This window comes from Bradyrhizobium sp. (assembly GCF_019242285.1).
In the GTDB taxonomy this organism is placed as follows: domain Bacteria; phylum Pseudomonadota; class Alphaproteobacteria; order Rhizobiales; family Xanthobacteraceae; genus Bradyrhizobium.
This window is the reverse complement of sequence record NZ_JAFAVV010000712.1, coordinates 1-17,173: the sequence shown is the minus strand read 5'-3', so window position 1 is coordinate 17,173 and position 17,173 is coordinate 1. Positions and strand designations below refer to the sequence as shown.

Here is a 17,173-nt window from a genome sequence, read left to right as displayed (position 1 = left end):
GCTCACGCCGGCTGAACGGCAGGTGCGCCTGCGCGCCCGCCTCGAAGAAGTGGGCTTGCGCGACCTGGAGCGGATCATCCGCAGCTATCCGCATCAATTGTCGGGCGGCCAACGTCAGCGCGTCATGATTGCAATGGCGCTGGCGCTCGAACCGTCGATCCTGGTGGCGGACGAACCGACCACGGCGCTCGACGTCACCACGCAGGCGCAGATCCTTCGGCTCATCCGCGACATCCAGCAGCGGCGCGGCATGGCGGTGCTGTTCGTCACTCATGATTTCGGTGTGGTCGCCGACATCGCGGACCGCGTCGCGGTCATGGAGAATGGCCGCGTTGTCGAACAGGGGCCGGTCGAGGACGTACTGAAGCGCCCGCGGCATCCCTATACACGCCGGCTGCTCGCCGCCGTGCCCGGCGGGACCCCGCCCGTGCGGGCCCAGGTCACGGACGAACCGATCGCCTGCGCAGCGGCCGGGCTTGCGAAGACGTATCGCGGCAACGAATGGTTCGGAGCACAGACCGAGGTCGCGGCCGTCAAGAGCGTGAGCTTCGAGATCCGGCGCGGCGAGACGCTCGGCCTGGTCGGAGAGTCGGGCTCGGGCAAGAGCACGATCGGCCGGCTGGTGATGCGTCTCACCGACGCCGATGCTGGGGTCGTCCGCATCGGCGAACTGGATTTCTCCGAGGCCCGCGGAGCCCGCCTACGGGCCGCCCGCAAGCACGTCCAAATGGTGTTCCAGGATCCGTTTGCCTCGCTCAATCCGCGTCGCCGCGTCGGGCGGATCATCGCCGACGGGCCCATCGCGCACGGCGTGCCGGCGGCGCTAGCCTTCGCGCGCGCCGAGGAACTGTTGGCGCTCGTCGGTCTCGACCCGGGCGCGGCGCGACGCTTTCCGCATGAATTCTCCGGAGGGCAGCGCCAACGGATCGGCATTGCGCGCGCGCTGGCGCTCGACCCCGAGGTGTTGGTCGCCGACGAGCCGGTGTCGGCGCTCGACGTCTCGGTCCAGGCGCAAGTGCTCGCCCTGCTCGAGACCCTGAAGACGCGGCTGCGGCTGGCGATGCTGTTCATCACCCACGACCTCAACGTCGCGGCCCAGGTCTGCGATCGGATCGCCGTGATGCGACTTGGTGAAATCGTCGAGATCAGACCGACCGCAGATCTGCTCAATCGGCCGGAGCATCCTTACACGCAAGCATTGCTCGCCGCGATCCCGGGCCGGCAGCGCCGAGCGCCGCACTGATCCGAAGCCCAGCTCATCATCGAAGGAGGTCTCCGACATGCAGAAGCTCACCGAACTTCCGATGCTGCGCATCGGGCTCATCGGCAGCGGCTTTATCGCCGCGTTCCATCTGCAGTCCATGCTCGGTGTGCGCAATGTCAGTGTCGGCGGCGTGTACAGCCGCTCTGCCGAGCGGCGAACGCGTATCGCGGACAAGGCGCGCAGTCTTGGCCTGGGGCCGGCGCATGTGTTCGACAGCATCGAGGCCATGGCCTCGTCCGGCGAGGTCGATGCGCTCTGGCTGCTGGCGCCGAACGACACCCGTCTCGACATCATGCGCGAGATTCACCGCGTGACGAAGGCCGGAGCTCCTGTGCGCGCGGTTGCCTGCGAAAAGCCGCTGGCCCGCACGCTTGCCGAAGCACGGGAAATGCGCAGGCTCGTCGAGGAGGCAGGCTTGCTCCACGGCTATCTGGAGAACCAGATATTTTCGACCGCGGTGATGCGTGGTAAGGACATCATCTGGCGGCGGGCCGTGCCCGGGAGCGGCCGCCCCTATCTCGCCCGCGCGGCAGAGGAGCATTCCGGACCGCACGAGCCGTGGTTCTGGCAGGGCGAAAAGCAGGGCGGCGGCGTGCTTTCCGACATGATGTGCCATTCGGTCGAGGTCGCACGCTTCATGCTGACCGCGCCCGGCGCGAAGCGCGAGTCCTTGCGGCTGGTCAGCGCCAGCGCCACGACGGCCAATCTCAAATGGACGCGCCCCCGCTATGCCGCCGACCTCAGGACGCGAATGGGCGTCGATTTCGCTAGGCGTCCGGTCGAGGATTTCGCGCGCGGTATCCTCACGATGGAAGATGCCGACGGGCATCAATTGATGATCGAGGCGACGACTTCATGGGCCTATGTCGGCGCCGGCCTGCGCATCCAGCTCGAGTTGCTTGGCCCCGAATATTCGATGGAGTTCTCGTCGCTCTCGACCGGACTCAAGGTCTTCCTGTCACGCACGCTCACCGGGCTGGAGGGCGAGGACCTCGTCGAGAAGCAGAATGCCGAACAAGGCCTGATGCCGGTGGTCGGGGACGAAGCCGGCATCTACGGTTACACGGACGAAAACCGCCATATGGTCGAAGCGTTCAGGCTTGGCATGAGTCCCACTGAGACCTTTGATGACGGAGTTGGCGTTATGGAAATGCTCATGGGACTCTATCGCTCTGCGGAGCTCGGTCGGACCGTGCATTTCCCGGATCCCGAGCTCGAGCACTACGTGCCGCTGGTGGCCCGCTGACAGCATGCACGCAGTCCGGAATCGTTCAGCCGAAACGCTGATCGTAGGCGAGTACGGCCTCCAGCAGCACCTGCGCACCGGCGCCGCATTCCTCGAACGACGTGGATTCCGCCTCGTTGTGGCTGATGCCGCCGGCGCAGGGCACGAAGATCATCGTGGTCGGCGCGACGCGTGCGATGTAGGCGGCGTCATGGCCGGCGCCCGAGACCATGTCGCGGGTGGCAAAGCCGGCCTTCTCGGCCCCCTTGCGCACGCAACCGATCATCTCCGTATCGAACTGCACGGCCGGGCTGTTCCAGATGCGCTTCTCCTCGAAGGCGAGCCCGAGCGGCTCCAGCGTCGCCGGCAGCGCCGCGCGAAATTCCCGCTCCATCGTTTCCAGCACCGCTTCGTCGGGATGGCGGAAATCGACACAGAAGAACACCTCGCCCGGCACTACATTGCGGGAGTTCGGACGCACCTCGGCGAGCCCCACGGTGCCGACCGCGTCGGGGGTGTGACGCAGGGCGATGGCGTCGATCGCCTCGATCATGCGGGCGGCGCCGAGCAGCGCGTTCCGGCGCAGGTGCATCGGCGTCGCGCCGGTATGTGCCTCCTGGCCGCGCACCGTCACCTCGTACCAGCGCATGCCCTGGACGCCGGTGACGACGCCGACCATCTTGCCTTCGGCCTCGAGGATCGGACCCTGCTCGATGTGCAGCTCGAACATCGCGCCGATCTTGCGGGCGCCGACTGGCTCGTCGCCCCGGTAGCCGATGCGCGCGAGCTCGGCCGCGAACGTCCTGCCGTCGCGATCCTCGCGCGAATAGGCGAACTCCCGGGTGAAGGCGCCGGCGAATACGCCGGAGGCGAGCATCGCGGGCGCAAAGCGCGAGCCTTCCTCGTTGGTCCAGTTCACGATCTCGATCGGCGCATTGGTTTCGTAGCCGCTCGCATGCAAGGTGCGCATCACCTCCAGCGCGGCGAGCACGCCGAGATTGCCGTCGAACTTGCCCCCGGTCGGCTGGGTGTCGAGATGCGAGCCCATGCAGATCGGCGGCAGATCGTTGCGCCTGCCGGGGCGGCGCGCGAACATGTTGCCGCAATCGTCGACCGTGACGGTGCCGCCGATCGCCTCGCAGGCGCGCCTGAACCAGTCGCGCACCTGGCGATCCTCGTCGGACAGCGTGAGGCGGCGGATGCCGCCTTTCGCTGTCGCACCGAAGCGGGCGGTTTCCATCAGGCTGTCCCACAGCCGCTGCGGATCGATGGTGAGATTGGTGAAGTCGGCGCTGGTCATGGCACCACCGGCATGTCGCGTGTGACCGGCTTCGGCGCGGAGATCTCCTTCCACGTGCTGTTGGCGACATGTGTCGCGGGGAAGGGGCGCCGCGCGACGAACTCGCCGTCGCCTTTCTCGGCCCTGAGTTCGCCCTCTTTCCAGGCGATGCGGCCACGCGAGACCGTGATGCGCGGAGCGCCCGTGCAGGTGATACCCTCGAACACGTTGTAGTCGATTCGGCTGAGCTGCTTGTTCGCCGAGATGGTCTTGGTGGCCGCGGGATCCCACACCACGAGGTCCGCATCGGAGCCGACCGCGACTGCGCCCTTGCGCGGATAGATGTTGAGGATGCGCGCGATGTTCGCCGAGGTGACGGCGACGAACTCCTCCTTGGTCAAACGTCCGGTGTTGACGCCATGGGTCCACAGCACGGGCAGGCGGTCTTCGATGCCGCCGGTGCCATTGGGGATCATGCGGAAATCGTTGAGGCCGATCCGCTTCTGCTCGCGGGTGAAGGAGCAGTGGTCGGTCGCGACCACCTGCAGCGAGCCGGCCTGCAAACCGGTCCACAGCGAATCCTGATGCTTCCGCGGCCGGAACGGCGGCGACATCACGCGCGCGGCCGAATAGTCCCAGTCGGGATTGCGGTATTCGTCGTCGTCGAGCACGAGATGCTGGATCAGCGGCTCGCCGTAGACGCGCTTGCCGGCGGCGCGCGCCCGCGCGATCGCCTCATGCGCCTCGCGGCAGGAGGTGTGCACGACATAGAGCTGGGAGCCCGCCATGTCGGCGATCATGATGGCGCGGTTGGTGGCCTCGCCCTCGACCTCCGGCGGACGGGAATAGGCGTGGTTCTCCGGCCCCGTTGCGCCTTTCCCCATCAGCATCTCCTGCAGGCGGAACACGACGTCGCCGTTCTCCGCGTGCACCATCGGCATCGCGCCGAGCGCGGCACAGCGCGAGAACGAGTTGTAGAGCTCGTCGTCGTTCACCATCAGTGCGCCCTTGTAGGCCATGAAATGCTTGAAGGTGTTGATGCCGTAGGTGTTCACCACCGTGCCCATTTCGTCGAATACCTGCTTCGACCATGACGTCACCGCCATGTGGAAGGAGTAGTCGCAGGCCGCCTTCTCGCTCTTGTGGCGCCAGTCCTGGTAGGCCTTGAGCATGGATTCGCCCGGCGCCGGGATGCAGAAGTCGACGATCATCGTGGTGCCGCCCGATACCGCCGCCTTGGTCCCCCACTCGAAATCGTCGGCCGAGACGGTGCCCATGAAGAGCAACTCCATGTGGGTGTGCGGGTCGATGCCGCCCGGCAGGATGTCGCAGCCGCCGGCATCGATGATCTCGCACGACGCAGGTGGCGCGATCCTCTCGTCCACCGCGATGATCTTGTCGCCATCGATCAGGACGTCGGCGCGGCGCGAATGGTCGTGGTTGATGACGGTGCCGCCGCGAATGAGCATGGCCATGGGGGTCCTCCGGCTGAATCTGGTGGTCGCTTGCTGGAAAGTGCCGCTGCGGCGCACGCCGCAACGGCGATGCTGCTCTCGCGCGCTATTTCAGCGCAGCGTCGGTGATGGCATGGGTCCAGGCGCCTTCGGGCTTCCTGGTGATCACCGGCTGCTCGCCGCCGGCTCCCATCAAGGTCGCCACGGTGCGCTCGTAGTCGGCCGGATCGAGCTGGCCGTTCGAGCCGGCCGTCAGCTTGTTGATCTCGCCCATCATGCGCTTCTGATGCGGCTCCTTCTGCGCACCGCTGGTATCGTTGTCGAGCACGATCTTGACGGCGTCGTCAGTGCTGGTGCGGGCGTAATCCCAGCCCTTCATCGAGGCGCGCACGAATTTCGCCATCCTGGTCACGAAGGCCGGGTCCGACAATTTGCTCTCCAGCACGTAGAGGCCGTCCTCCATGGTCGAGACGCCCTGGTCCGTATAGTTGAAGACGGCAAGCTCCTCGGGCTTCAACCCGCCATCGATCACCTGCCAGTACTCGTTGTAGGTCATGGTCGATACGCAGGCCGCCTGCTTCTGGAGCAGGGGATCGACGTTGAAGCCCTGCTTGATCACCTTGACGCCGCCGGGCGAGCCGTCGGTCTTGTAGCCGAGCTTGGCCATCCAGGCCATGAAGGGATATTCGTTGCCGAAGAACCAGACGCCGAGCGTCTTGTCCTTGAAGTCGGTCGGCGCGGCGACACCTGCATCCTTGCGGCAGGTCAGCATCATGCCGGAGCGCCTGAAGGGCTGGGCGATGTTGACGAGCGCGACACCCTTTTCGCGCGCCGCGAGTGCGGCCGGCATCCAGTCGATGATGACGTCGGCGCCGCCGCCCGCGATCACCTGCTCCGGCGCGATGTCCGGACCGCCGGGCTTGATGGTGACGTCGAGGCCCTCGGCCTTGTAGTAGCCCTTGTCCTTGGCGACGTAGTAGCCGGCGAACTGCGCCTGCGTCACCCATTTCAGTTGCAGCGTTACCTTGTCCTGGGCGGCCGCAGGAAACACCGACCCCGCGACCAGCAGCGCGCCGATTGTCAAACGCTTCATCATACGTCGTCTCCTTTTCCGATCAGTGCAGCGGTCAAATCCTTCCTCACTGGCGGTTCGAGGGATGCCAGAAGGTCACCTTCCTCTCGATCAGGACGAGAACGCCGAAGAATGCGGAGCCTGCGACGGCGGCGACCACGATCGTCGCCCATACCATGTCAAGCGACATCCGTCCGACCTCGGTCGAGATGCGAAAACCCATGCCGAGCGTCGGCGTGCCGAAGAACTCGGCCACGATGGCGCCGATCAGCGCCAGCGAGGCGTTGATCTTCAGCGCGTTGAACAAGAACGGCATCGCGGCCGGCAGGCGGAGCGCGAGCAACGTCTGCAGCCACGATGCGCCGTAGCTGTGCATCAGGTCGCGCTCGATCGTGCCGGCGGCGGCCAAGCCCGCGACCGCGTTGACCAGCATGGGGAAAAAAGTCATCACCACCACGACCGCCGCCTTCGACTGCCAGTCGAAGCCGAACCACATCACGAGGATCGGCGCGATGCCGATGATCGGCAACGCCGAGACGAAGTTGCCGATCGGGATCAGGCCGCGGCGCAGGAAATCGTAGCGGTCGCAGGCGAGCGCTGCGAGAAAGCCGGCAAGCGAGCCGATCAGCCAGCCAGGAAGCGCCGCGCGGACGAAGGTCTGGACGAAGTCCGCGCCCATCTGCGGCAGCGAGGAAAGCAGTCGCTGCACGATCAGCGACGGGGCGGGCAGAAGCACGCTAGGAACGTTGAACCCGACGCAGGCCGCCTCCCAGAGGAAGACCAGTGTGAGGCCGAACACCAGCGGCACGCCCTTGTCCGCGTGGCGCGCCAGCGCAGGCGGCAGCGATCGCCGGCGGCTCCAGAGGAGGTTGGCGTACCACAGCGCCGCCCAGGCGACGACGACGAGCAGGGCGAACAGGCTTCCCGCGCCATGGTGCGCCAGCAGCAGCGCCGCGATGGCGGCCGCGCCGCCGAGCGCCAGCACGGCGAGCAGGCGCGTGGCATTGCGGCCGGTCGAAGCCGCCGCCGTGTCGCTCATGGGCGAGCTCCCATCGCGTTCAGCGTCAGGCGCTCCGCCAGCACGACGGCGGCGATCAGGAGCGAGGCGAGGATCGCCGCTATCGCCAGCGCCGACCAGATCTGCACGGTCTGGCCGTAATAGGAGCCGGACAGCAGCCGCGCGCCAATCCCGGCCTGGGCACCGGTCGGCAGTTCGCCGACGATGGCGCCGACCAGGCTGATCGAGATCGACACTTTCAGGCTGGCGAACAATAGCGGAATCGACGCCGGCCAGCGCAGCTTGAGGAAGATCTGTGCCTTCGAAGCATTGTAGGTACGCATCAGGTCGAGCAGCATCGCCTCGGGCGAACCGAATCCCTTCACCATGCCGATGGCGACCGGAAAGAACGAGAGATAGGCGGAGATGATCGCCTTCGGCAGCAGGCCGACGATCCCGATCGAGCCAAGGGCGACGATGATGATCGGCGCGACCGCGAGAATCGGCACGGTCTGACTCGCCACGATCCAGGGCATCAGGCTGATGCGCAGCGCCTCGACCTCGGTGATGGCGATCGCGAGCACGATGCCGAGCATGACGCCGATGGCGAAGCCGGCGAGCGTCGCCGAGACCGTGACCCAGGCATGGGTGAGGAGGTTGCGCGGATTGAGGACGAAGCCGTCGGCGGTTTCGCGGAACAGCGCGGTGCCGAGCGTCGAGGCATAGAGCTCTGCAACGATCTGATGCGGCGCAGGCAGCACGGGCCGCTCCAGGCCCCAGGCCACCTCGTAGCGGTCGGCCAGCCCCACGACGTTGGCGAGCTGCGGCAGGTCGCGGTTCATCGGCAGGCAGGCAAGGTACCAGACCGCAATGATGACCATCGTCATGGTCGCGACCGGAATGAGCGCGCCGCGCCGCACGCCCGACAGCAGGCGCGTGAGCGGCGGGGCCGCCCCGGTGATCGCGAGCGGCGCGCTAGTCGTCGTAGGAATGGCCGGCACGCAAACCCTCCCTGACGCGATGCGCGATCCTGAGGAATTCCGGCGATTCGCGGATGTCGAGCGTGCGCTTTGGTCCGAGGTCGCAATCGATCACGTCGATGATCCGTCCAGGTCGTGGCGACATCACCACGATCCGTGTCGAGAGAAACACCGCCTCCGGAATCGAATGGGTGACGAAGACCACGGTCTTTCCGGTCCTGGCCCAGAGATCGAGGAGTTGCTCGTTGAGCCGGTCGCGCACGATCTCGTCGAGCGCGCCGAACGGCTCGTCCATCAACAGCAGCTCCGGCTCGAACGACAGCGCACGCGCGATCGACACACGCTGCTGCATGCCGCCCGAGAGCTGCCAGGGATATTTCCTCTCGAATCCCGACAGGTTGACCATGGCGAGGTGCGCCCGTGCGCGCGCCTTGCGCTCGGCCGAGGGCAGGCCGAAGATCTCGAGCGGCAGCGTGACGTTGGCCTCCACCGTGCGCCACGGATAGAGCGCCGGCGCCTGGAATACATAGCCGTAATGGCGGTTCAGCCGCGCCTGTCGCGGTGAAGCGCCGTTGACGGAGATGTTGCCGGAGGTGGGATGCTCGAGGTCGGCAATGACGCGGAGCAGCGTGGTCTTGCCGCAGCCGGATGGGCCGATGAAGGAGATGAACGCGCCCCTGTCCACCGTCAGGCTCGCATTGTCCAGTGCGTAAACCGGGCCGTCGCCGGTTGCAAACGTCAGCGAAAGATTGCGGATATCGATGGCGGCCGGCGAGCTCACGGGCAACTCTCTGCTGGGGCGATCCGATATTTGGAATCACAGCAGGTCGGATGCCATGCCTTGCCCCGGGATATCAGAGGCGATAGTTCTGGACACATGATCCCGGATGGACTCGGGCGGGAGTGAAACACGGCATGGCGGCAGGGCGTGCGGTGCTGCGAAAGGTGCGAAAGGCGGAGCCGGCATTGCCGGAGACCCGTGCCAAGACGCGCGGCGGCGAGGCCAATGTGCAGCGCATCCTGGATGCGGCGCTCTCGGTATTTGCGATGCACGGCTTTACCGGCGCGCGGATCGACGCGATTGCCGGGATGGCGGGCCTGTCGAAGCCGAACCTGCTGTATTACTTCCGCACCAAGCAGCATCTCTACCTCGCGGTGCTGCGGCGCACGCTCGACATGTGGATCGTCCCGCTCGCCCGCATCGAAGCCCACAGCGATCCGCGCGCCGCGCTCGCCGACTATGTCACCGAGAAGCTCGAATATGCGCGCGACCATCCCAAGGCGTCGCGGCTGTTTGCGATCGAGGTGATGCGCGGTGCTCCCGTACTCAAGGACCTGCTCGGTGGCGAGCTCAAGACGCTGGTCGACGGCAAGGTGATGCTGCTCAGGCGCTGGATGGCGCAGGGGCGGCTGCCGCGCCGCGATCCGCATCACCTCATCTTCATGATCTGGGCGACGACACAGCATTACGCCGACTTCTCCTCGCAGGTCGAGGCCATTACGGGCCGCACGCTCCACCATCCCGCCTTCTTCGCCGCGGCGCGGCAATCCATCCTGCATGCGATCCTTGGACCGGAGCCGCCTTCATAGCACGAAACCTAGTCTCCGGCGTATTTGGCCGGCTTCGGGTCAACCGCCAGCGGATTGTTGGGGTGCTCGAGCCACGTGCGGTGCCCCCCGACCTTCAGGCCCGTGCGCCGGTCGATTTCGCCCTCCTGGAGCGGAACCATGGTGATGCAGTTCTCGACCGGACAGACCAAAGCGCAGAGATTGCAGCCGACGCATTCCTCCTCGATCACCTCGAAATGGCGCCGGCCGTCCTTCATGCTGGTGATGGCCTGGTGCGAGGTGTCCTCGCAGCCGATGTGGCAGCGGCCGCATTTGATGCAGAGGTCCTGATCGATGCGCGCCTTGACGACATAATCGAGATTGAGGTGCTGCCACTCGGTCATGCGTGGAGCAGCCTTGCCGACGAAATCGTCGACCCTCGCATAACCCTTCTGGTCCATCCATTCGGAAAGACCGGCGATCATCTCCTCGACGATCTTGAAGCCGTACAGCATCGCCGCGGTGCAGACCTGGATGTTGCGGGCACCGAGCGCCATGAACTCGGCGGCATCGCGCCATTTCTCGATGCCACCGATGCCGGAGACGGGCAGGGCCGAGGTCGCAGGATGGCGCGCGATCGCGGCGACCATGTTGAGCGCGATCGGTTTCACCACGGAACCACACATGCCGCCATGGGTGCCGAGGCCATCGAGATGCGGCCACGGCGCCATCAGGTCGATGTCGACGCCCATCAGCGCGTTCACGGTGTTGATCAGCGAGACCGCGTCGGCGCCGCCACGCAGGCACGCTTCGGCCGGCGGCAGGATGCTCGCGACGTTCGGCGTCAGCTTGACGATCACGGGCATGCGGCTGTGCGCCTTGCACCAGCGCGTCACCATCTCGATGTAGCCGGGCACCTGGCCGACCGCCGCGCCCATGCCGCGCTCGCTCATGCCATGCGGGCAGCCGAAATTGAGCTCGATGCCGTCCGCGTCGGTCTCCTCCACGCGCTTGATGATGGCGGCCCAGTTCTTCTCCTCGCAGGGCACCATCAGCGAGACGACGATGGCGCGGCCGGGCCAGTCGCGCTTCAGCTCTTTGATCTCGCGCAGGTTCACGTCCAGCGGACGGTCGGTGATCAGCTCGATGTTGTTGAAGCCGATCACGCGCCGGTCCGCGCCATGGATGGCGCCGTAACGCGGTCCGCTGACATTGACGATCGGCGGGTCCTCGCCCAGCGTCTTCCACACCACGCCGCCCCATCCCGCCTTGAAGGCGCGGACGACGTTGTAGGCCTTGTCGGTCGGTGGCGCGGAGGCGAGCCAGAACGGATTGGGCGATCTGATGCCGGCAAAGCTCGTGCGAAGGTCCGTCATGATGTCACGCTCCCGCGCGAAGAGGGGCGACGGCGGCCATTGCCGCGAGCGCTGCGATGATCGAGGCGGCAGCCTTCTTGCCGTCCTCGACCGCGGCTACCGTCAGGTCGCTGCCGCCGGCGACGCAGTCGCCGCCGGCCCAGACGCCGGGCAGGCTGGTGCGGCGTTCAGCGTCGACGGCGATCCGGCCCTTCTCGAGAGCGAGGCCGCTGCCCGCGAGGTCGGTCCCGCGCAGCACCTGGCCAATCGCGGTGAGCACATGGTCGGCCGCGAGCGTCACGCGCTCGCCGGTGCCGATGAGCCGGCCACCGTCGCTTCGCGTAGGCTCGAAGGTCACGCCGCTCACCATGCCGTCCCGGCTTTCGATCGCTGCTGGCATCAGGTTCTCGCGGATCAGCACGCCCCGGACCTGCGCCACGGCCTGCTCGTATTGAGACGCTGGCATCGCAGTCTTGGCGCGGCGATAGACGATGGTCACGCATTCGGCGCCGAGCAGCTTGGCTTGCGTCGCGGCGTCGATCGCGGTCATGCCGCCGCCGATCACGAGCACGTTGTTTCCGACCGGCACAGCCGTCTTGTCCGTGGCCTGGCGCAGCGTGGCGATGAAGTCGACCGCGTCGACGACCCCTTCGGGTGGCTCGCCGAGGCCGAGTCCGTTGGTGTCGCCGAGGCCAAGCCCGAGGAACACCGCGTCATGGCCGGCCTGCAGGCTCGCCAGCGTGAAGTCGCGGCCGAGCGTCTTGCCGTATTCCATATGGATGCCGCCGACGTCGAGGATATAGGCGAGCTCCCTCTGTGCGATGTCGTCATTGGTTTTGTAGGCCGCGATGCCGTATTCGTTGAGGCCGCCGCCCTTGTCGCGTGCCTCGTAGATCGTCACCTGGTGACCGGCCCGCGCCAGCGCGTGCGCGCAGGCCAATCCCGCCGGACCGGCACCGACCACGGCCACATGCCGGCCGGTCGGCGGACCGGCGCGATAGAACTGGCGTCCGCTCGCAAAGGCGGCGTCGGTGGCAAAACGTTGCAGCCGCCCGATCTCGACGGCCTGCGACTCCGCGGTCTCGCGCACGCACGCGCCCTCGCACAGGTTTTCCGTCGGGCAGACCCGCGCGCACATGGCGCCCATCACATTGGCGTCGAGGATCGCTCTGGCGGCCGCGACCGGCTGGCCGCCCGCGATCTGCCGGATGAAGAGCGGAATGTCGATCGAGGTCGGGCAGGCCGTGACGCAGGGCGCGTCGTAGCAGAACAGGCAGCGTTCAGCCGCGACGCGCGCCTGGTTCGAATCAAGTGGAGGTTGAAGATCCTTGAAGTTCTCGCGGCACTGCTCCGCAGAGATTCGGTTTGCTGCGAGATGGCCACCGGCGTCGTTGCCCAAAGTTGCACCCCCAAAACTGCGGTCCAGCATCGCGATGCGCGCCTCGATGTCGGATCCCCGCAACAGGATTTGACCAGATGATCAAAATCGTCCCGCGCTGTCAAATCGCCTCCGCTTGCCGCCCCGCACGACAACAAGCCGATGCATTGAGCGAGCAATCGCCTTGACAGGCGAAACGCTCTGCGCGCAAATTCAAGAATGACGACAGGGACGGAAATGTCGGAGCAGCATGTCGTCGGTGGCATGGATGCGCGGCGCGCCGGCGCTGCCGGCTTACGCCGCGGCGAAGGCGGCGATCGTCGGCTTCACCAACTCGCTTGCCCGGCTGGTCGGACCCGATCGGATCCGCGTCAACGCCACGCGCCCGGCATGGTGGTCACGGAGCGCCGGCTCTGGTTTCCGGACGAGCGGAAAATCGACGAGCTTCGCGCGCGTCAGGCCGTTCCCGATGCCGTGACCCCGGACGACGTCGCGCGCATGGCGCTGTTCCTGGCGTCCGACGAGAGCCGGCGCATCACACGCCAGTGCTTCCGGATCGACGGAGGCCTCGGCCAGAGGGTTTTCGAGCGAAGTGGATGCCGGTTCGCGTGAAGAAAACGCGTCAAAACGAAGAAGCTAGAGCTTTCGTTCCGATTCCATCGGAACGAAAGCTCTAGGCTCCAGCGGGCACGCCAACCTCATGACAGGCGCAGGACCTTGCCGGGGTTCATGATGTTGTTTGGATCGAGTGCCCGCTTGATCGTGCGCATGATGTCGAGCTCGGTCTTGGAGCGGTAGTGAGCCAGCTCGTCGATCTTGTCTGCGCCGATGCCATGTTCCGCTGAAATTGAACCGCGCATGGAGGTGACGAGATCGTTGACAGCCCGCGTGATGGCGGTGGAATACTGGGTCAGTGTCTGCCGGTCCATGCCGATCGGACCCATAAAGGAGAAGTGCAGATTTCCGTCTCCGATATGGCCGAGCGGATACGGGCGAATCGTCGGCAGGATCTCCAGCACGGCCTTGCTGCCCCTGCCGATGAACTCGGGAATTCGGGAGACTGCCACGGACACGTCGTAGCTCAGGCCGGGCCCCTCGGCCCGCGAGGCCTCGGCCACGCTTTCGCGAATGCGCCACATGTTGCGCGCCTGGGTTTGCGTTTGTGCGATCGCCGCGTCCAGCACCCGGCCCGCTTCCATCTGGTCCGCCAGGAACTGTTCCATTTTATCCGACATGCCGGCGGCGCCGTCCTGTCGCGGCCGGGAGGATGACCATTCGAGAAGGAGGTACCACTCGGTGTCCGCCTTGAGAGGATCCTGGGTGCCAGGAACGTGACGGAGCACCAGATCGGTGCAGGCGCGGCTCATGAGCTCGCAGGATCCGACATTGTCGTCCGACGCGGCGTACGCCTCCGATAGAATGTTGATGGCGGCCTGAGGATCGCGAATAGCCAGCCAGGCCGTGCACACATCTTTCGGCGCTGGCCAAAGTTTCAGCACCGCTTTTGTGATGATGCCAAGCGTCCCTTCGGCGCCCATGAACAGGTGCTTGAGGTCGTAGCCGGTATTGTCCTTCTTGAGCGAACGTAGCCCGTCCCAGACATCGCCGTTCGCCAGCACGACCTCGAGGCCCAACACCAGGTTGCGTGCATTGCCGTAGCGCAGCACCTGCACGCCACCGGCATTGGTCGACAGATTGCCTCCAATCATGCAGGAGCCCTGCGCGCCGAGGCTGAGGGGGAAGAACCGGTCGTGGCCCGCAGCCGTCTCCTGGATCGTCTGCAGGATGCAGCCCGCCTCCACGGTCATGGAGTAGCCCGCCGGGTCGACATCGAGCACGTGGTTCATGCGACCGAGCGACAACACGATGCCACGGTGCGCCGGCCAAGGCGTGGCACCGCCCATCAAGCCGGTGTTCCCGCCCTGCGGCACGATGGCGACGCTATTGTCGTGACAGAGCTTCACCACCTTGGAGACCTGCTGGGTATTTGCGGGGCGCACCACCGCCGCAGCCCGCCCGACCAGTGAACCGCGCCAGTCGGTCACGAACGGCTGTTTGTCCTGCTCGTCGAGGATAAGACCCTTTTCACCCACGATCTCACGCAAGGTATCGAGAACGGCTGGCGTCACGGGAGCGCTCGGAACGGGAGGATCGGAGGGAACACCCAGCATCAGTCGTCTCTTCCCAGATATTCGTTGGCTTGGCACGGCTCAAGCGCGCCGGCCTCTGTCCAGTTTTCGTCGCGGCGGACTTCAGGTTTCGAGACTAACATGAAGCGCTCGCATGCAGAAACGTCGACTTTTGTGCGGAGGTCTTGAAGGTCGCATGAGCCCGGCCTGATCGCCTTGCTCGTGCCTCCTGATGCTGGCCAATGAACCAGGCCGGCGCGGCCTTTCCGCCGTTCTGGTGGATGGGAAGCCCGGGACGGTGTTCAATCCGCAAGGCCAATGCCACCCAGGCCCGGTTGATGGAGCATGGCCGGCGGCTCGGCTTTGCGGACGAGATCAGGCTTGCCCCGGCGCGCGGACACAAGACGAGCGATCACGCGTCTCGCAAGCTGATCGGCTTCCGCATGCCCCGCACACAAGTGCGGGTCGTGCGGGCCGCAAACAAGAACAAAATCGACAAAAGGGAGGAAAACGTGGCTATCAAGACTCTTGAGGAATATGACGATGGTTCAGCAGTCCTCATTGATGCCCGTCAGATGGCGAGCAGCCGCCGGCGCATTCTGGTGGCCGGCACCATCGGGACTGCGATCGAATGGTACGACTTCTTCATCTACGGGCTGATCGCTCCGCTGGTCTTTGACCAGCTTTTCTTCCCGAAGTTCGATCAACTCACCGCCACGATCGCGGTCTTCGCAACCTTTGCCGTCGGATTCCTCGCGCGCCCATTCGGTGGTTTGGTGTTCGGGCATTTCGGCGATCGTCTGGGCCGCAGGTCCGTCTTGTTGTGCACTCTGCTGATGATGGGGCTCGCGACCATGGCGATCGGGCTGCTGCCAACCTATGGCAGCGTAGGAGTCATCGCCACTGTGGCGCTCGTCGTGCTGCGTTTCGTTCAAGGGTTTGCACTGGGCGGGGAGTCCACCGCGGCCGGCCTCATGGCGATCGAAACCTCTCCCGGCGGGCAGCGCGGCTTCTCGGCCGCCGTGATCCAGGCCGCAGGACCGCTCGGTGTCGTTCTTGCCTCGTTTGCGGCGCTCGAGATTTCGCGCCTGCCGCAAGCGGATTTGCTGTCCTGGGGCTGGCGCGTCCCGTTCCTGATCAGTGCCGTCCTCGTTATCCTCGGTGCCTACATGCGGCTGCGCATCGAGGAGAGTGCAACGTTTCGCGGCGCGCCGGAACTCGCGGCCGTGCCTGCGATCGAGGCGATCAGGACGCATTGGCGATCGATCATGATCGTTTTCTTCGCGGAAATGGCGCAGACGTCCTATTTCTATCTGACGGCGATCTTCACCATTTCCTTCGCGACGCGTCAGCTCGGCGTGGAGAAGGATGTGGTGACGCGGGCTGTGCTGTTCGCGAATCTCGTAGCCCTGATTGCAATGCCTCTCATCGGCGCCTGGTCGGACCGGATCGGACGAAAGCGACTATTCCTCGCCGGCCTCGCGATCGCGGCGGTCTCGATGCTTGTCTTCTACAACGTGGTTGCGAGCCGTGACACGCTCCTGGTCTCCACCGCCTTGGTGCTGGCCGCGGGCGTCATTCACCCTCTCATGTTCAGCACCGAAGGAAGCTATTTTCCCGAGCTGTTTCCGACGCAGATCCGCTTCACCGGCGTCTCGATCGGAAAGCAGTTCGGCGTGGTGTTTGGCGGAGGCATGGCGCCGCTCGTCGCCACCAGCCTGTTCGCGCAGACCGGCACGACCCATGCGATCACCGGATACTATGTCGCGCTTGCAGTCGCGGCAGTGATCGCGCTCAGCTTTGCGCAGGAAACCAGCAGGTCGCGGCTGCTCGGCTAGTCCGCAAGGTTACGCACGGCAATTCTCTTCGCGTCAAGGGCGCGGCCAGCCACGAGGAAACATATGATCAAGCCCTGGATATTCGAGTTCCTGTATGCTCCGCCTGCGGAGGACGAGGAAGTCGCACGGCAGACGGCTACGGCCGTGTTTGGCAAGGCCATCGCCCTTTGGGGGCGGTTGGATGGGCTCGGATTTGAAGGCATCTTCTTCAGCGAACACCATTTCGGCCTTTCCTATAGCCCGTCGCCCAATCTGCTGATCGCCGTCATCGCTCAATCCACCACGCGGCTGCGCCTCGGCACCATGGGCCTGGTGCTCCCGCTGTACCAGCCCTGGCGGGTTCTGGAGGAGATCGGCATGCTCGACCACCTGACAGGCGGGCGGCTCGAGATCGGCTGCGCCAGCGGCGTGCCACAGGAGCTGATCCAGACCGGCATCGGGCCTGAGGAAAACCGCGAGCGTTTCAACGAGACGCTGGAAATCCTCGATGCCTGGCTTGCCGCGCCTGTTATCTCGCATCACGGGCGTTACTACAATTTCGACAACCTTCGCGTGGTGCCGCGTCCGTTGCAGCAACCATCGCCTCCGAAGTGGACGACCGTCGTGAGCACTGCATCCGCCGCCAAATCGGCGACGCGCCGATCCAAAATCTGC

14 protein-coding genes and 1 pseudogene are annotated in these 17,173 nt (G+C 65.5%); 6 read left to right on the top strand and 9 right to left on the bottom strand.

Going from position 1 to position 17,173, the window contains the following annotated elements:
* Together JOY90_RS28820 and JOY90_RS28815 are read left to right on the top strand one after the other, a co-directional pair.
* Positions 1-1,243: ABC transporter ATP-binding protein (locus JOY90_RS28820; RefSeq protein ID WP_291694485.1), on the top strand; the 1,243-nt coding region annotated here is incomplete at its 5' end.
* Between the two features lie 37 nt (positions 1,244-1,280).
* Positions 1,281-2,510 (top strand): Gfo/Idh/MocA family oxidoreductase, encoded by a 1,230-nt coding sequence (locus tag JOY90_RS28815; protein ID WP_291694484.1) that lies wholly within the window; start codon positions 1,281-1,283, stop codon positions 2,508-2,510.
* Between the two features lie 25 nt (positions 2,511-2,535).
* Here the strand turns inward: JOY90_RS28815 and JOY90_RS28810 are convergent, their stop codons facing one another.
* From JOY90_RS28810 to JOY90_RS28785, 6 genes are all read right to left on the bottom strand, one after another.
* Entirely contained in the window at positions 2,536-3,789 is a 1,254-nt protein-coding gene (locus JOY90_RS28810; RefSeq protein ID WP_291694483.1) for a Zn-dependent hydrolase, read from the bottom strand.
* Positions 3,786-5,243 carry a dihydropyrimidinase gene (hydA, locus tag JOY90_RS28805; protein ID WP_291694482.1) on the bottom strand — a complete coding sequence of 486 codons (1,458 nt, stop codon included), beginning with the start codon at positions 5,241-5,243 and terminating at the stop codon, positions 3,786-3,788. The genes JOY90_RS28810 and hydA overlap by 4 nt, the downstream gene beginning before the upstream one ends.
* 85 nt (positions 5,244-5,328) lie before the next feature.
* The gene (locus tag JOY90_RS28800; protein WP_291694481.1) at positions 5,329-6,318 is read right to left on the bottom strand and encodes an ABC transporter substrate-binding protein; all 990 of its coding nucleotides are present in this window, start codon (positions 6,316-6,318) and stop codon (positions 5,329-5,331) included.
* 43 nt (positions 6,319-6,361) lie between these two features.
* The gene (locus JOY90_RS28795; protein ID WP_291694480.1) at positions 6,362-7,333 is read right to left on the bottom strand and encodes an ABC transporter permease; all 972 of its coding nucleotides are present in this window, start codon (positions 7,331-7,333) and stop codon (positions 6,362-6,364) included.
* Positions 7,330-8,178: an ABC transporter permease gene (locus tag JOY90_RS28790; RefSeq protein WP_291694488.1), complete on the bottom strand. Its 849-nt coding sequence runs from the start codon at positions 8,176-8,178 to the stop codon at positions 7,330-7,332. Before JOY90_RS28790 ends, JOY90_RS28795 begins: the two co-directional genes overlap by 4 nt.
* Before the next feature lie 88 nt (positions 8,179-8,266).
* Complete coding sequence (locus JOY90_RS28785) at positions 8,267-9,052, bottom strand: ABC transporter ATP-binding protein (protein ID WP_291694479.1); 786 nt, start codon at positions 9,050-9,052, stop codon at positions 8,267-8,269.
* A gap of 134 nt (positions 9,053-9,186) precedes the next feature.
* On the opposite strand from JOY90_RS28785, the gene JOY90_RS28780 reads away from it, so the two are divergent.
* Positions 9,187-9,861, top strand: coding sequence for a TetR family transcriptional regulator C-terminal domain-containing protein (locus JOY90_RS28780; protein WP_291694478.1), 675 nt, complete (start codon positions 9,187-9,189; stop codon positions 9,859-9,861).
* Positions 9,862-9,869: 8 nt separating this feature from the next.
* Here JOY90_RS28780 and preA read toward each other — a convergent pair whose 3' ends face one another.
* Positions 9,870-11,195 carry an NAD-dependent dihydropyrimidine dehydrogenase subunit PreA gene (gene preA, locus JOY90_RS28775; RefSeq protein WP_291694477.1) on the bottom strand — a complete coding sequence of 442 codons (1,326 nt, stop codon included), beginning with the start codon at positions 11,193-11,195 and terminating at the stop codon, positions 9,870-9,872.
* 4 nt (positions 11,196-11,199) lie between these two features.
* The gene (locus JOY90_RS28770) at positions 11,200-12,603 is read right to left on the bottom strand and encodes an NAD(P)-dependent oxidoreductase (protein WP_291694487.1); all 1,404 of its coding nucleotides are present in this window, start codon (positions 12,601-12,603) and stop codon (positions 11,200-11,202) included.
* Between the two features lie 199 nt (positions 12,604-12,802).
* Here JOY90_RS28770 and JOY90_RS28765 point away from each other — a divergent pair.
* A pseudogene (locus JOY90_RS28765) lies at positions 12,803-13,164 on the top strand (SDR family oxidoreductase).
* 86 nt (positions 13,165-13,250) lie between these two features.
* On the opposite strand, the gene JOY90_RS28760 reads toward JOY90_RS28765, so the two are convergent.
* Positions 13,251-14,723 (bottom strand): FAD-binding oxidoreductase, encoded by a 1,473-nt coding sequence (locus tag JOY90_RS28760; protein WP_291694476.1) that lies wholly within the window; start codon positions 14,721-14,723, stop codon positions 13,251-13,253.
* 401 nt (positions 14,724-15,124) lie between these two features.
* Here JOY90_RS28760 and JOY90_RS28755 point away from each other — a divergent pair, with 401 nt between their 5' ends.
* Positions 15,125-16,519 carry an MFS transporter gene (locus JOY90_RS28755; protein ID WP_291694486.1) on the top strand — a complete coding sequence of 465 codons (1,395 nt, stop codon included), beginning with the start codon at positions 15,125-15,127 and terminating at the stop codon, positions 16,517-16,519.
* 63 nt (positions 16,520-16,582) lie between these two features.
* A partial coding sequence (locus JOY90_RS28750; RefSeq protein WP_291694475.1) for an LLM class flavin-dependent oxidoreductase occupies positions 16,583-17,173 on the top strand: 591 nt, incomplete at its 3' end.

Excerpts from the sequence above, each read along its gene's own strand:
- hydA (WP_291694482.1), bottom strand. The coding sequence starts at position 5,243 with ATGGCCATGCTCATTCGCGGCGGCACCGTCATCAACCACGACCATTCG.
- JOY90_RS28815 (WP_291694484.1), top strand. The coding sequence starts at position 1,281 with ATGCAGAAGCTCACCGAACTTCCGATGCTGCGCATCGGGCTCATCGGC.
- JOY90_RS28800 (WP_291694481.1), bottom strand. The coding sequence starts at position 6,318 with ATGATGAAGCGTTTGACAATCGGCGCGCTGCTGGTCGCGGGGTCGGTG.
- JOY90_RS28810 (WP_291694483.1), bottom strand. The coding sequence starts at position 3,789 with ATGACCAGCGCCGACTTCACCAATCTCACCATCGATCCGCAGCGGCTG.
- preA (WP_291694477.1), bottom strand. The coding sequence starts at position 11,195 with ATGACGGACCTTCGCACGAGCTTTGCCGGCATCAGATCGCCCAATCCG.
- JOY90_RS28760 (WP_291694476.1), bottom strand. The coding sequence starts at position 14,723 with ATGCTGGGTGTTCCCTCCGATCCTCCCGTTCCGAGCGCTCCCGTGACG.
- JOY90_RS28780 (WP_291694478.1), top strand. The coding sequence starts at position 9,187 with ATGGCGGCAGGGCGTGCGGTGCTGCGAAAGGTGCGAAAGGCGGAGCCG.
- JOY90_RS28770 (WP_291694487.1), bottom strand. The coding sequence starts at position 12,603 with ATGCTGGACCGCAGTTTTGGGGGTGCAACTTTGGGCAACGACGCCGGT.
- JOY90_RS28795 (WP_291694480.1), bottom strand. The coding sequence starts at position 7,333 with ATGAGCGACACGGCGGCGGCTTCGACCGGCCGCAATGCCACGCGCCTG.
- JOY90_RS28755 (WP_291694486.1), top strand. The coding sequence starts at position 15,125 with ATGCCCCGCACACAAGTGCGGGTCGTGCGGGCCGCAAACAAGAACAAA.
- JOY90_RS28790 (WP_291694488.1), bottom strand. The coding sequence starts at position 8,178 with ATGACGATGGTCATCATTGCGGTCTGGTACCTTGCCTGCCTGCCGATG.